Below are 520 nucleotides of genomic sequence, written 5' to 3'. Positions count from 1 at the left end.
TCAGTGACGGTATAGCTGACCGTTGGCACGCTACCGTTGTAGTTGGCCGCCGGGGTAAAGGTGTAGGCACCATTGGCGGCAAGCACCAGGGTGCCGACGTTGGCGATGGTCGCGGTGCTACCGGCGGCGTAGGTGGTTTCACCTATGGTGAAATTGAGCACGCTGACCGGACCATCAACGCTCGAGGTCCCGTTAAGCACGCTGCCGCTGACTGGGGCGTCTTCGCCGGTGGTCACGGTTTCGCTGATGTCGGTGAAGCTGTCGTCGACCGGGGTGACGCTGATGTTCAGGGTCGAGGTGACGTCAGAACCAGAGCCGTCGGTGACGGTGTAGCTGACCGTCGGCACCGTGCCGTTGTAGTTGGCTGCCGGAGTAAAGGTGTAGGCGCCATTGGCGGCAAGCACCAGGGTGCCGACGTTGGCGATAGTCGCCGTGCTGCCGGCGGCGTAGGTGGTTTCGCCGATGGTGAAGTTGAGCACACTGACCGGGCCATCAACGCTCGAGGTACCGGTAAGCACGC

At 62.7% G+C, this 520-nt stretch carries 1 protein-coding gene; it reads right to left on the bottom strand.

Annotated features, from left to right (window positions below; translation table 11 throughout):
• Positions 1 to 520, bottom strand: a 520-nt coding sequence (locus WLY71_RS30710) for a cadherin-like domain-containing protein (RefSeq protein WP_347806583.1), incomplete at both ends; no start/stop codon positions are given.

The organism is Pseudomonas rossensis (assembly GCF_039888995.1).
In the GTDB taxonomy this organism is placed as follows: domain Bacteria; phylum Pseudomonadota; class Gammaproteobacteria; order Pseudomonadales; family Pseudomonadaceae; genus Aquipseudomonas; species Aquipseudomonas rossensis.
The sequence above is the reverse complement of the archived record's forward strand: the minus strand, read 5'-3'. Positions and strand labels throughout refer to the sequence as shown.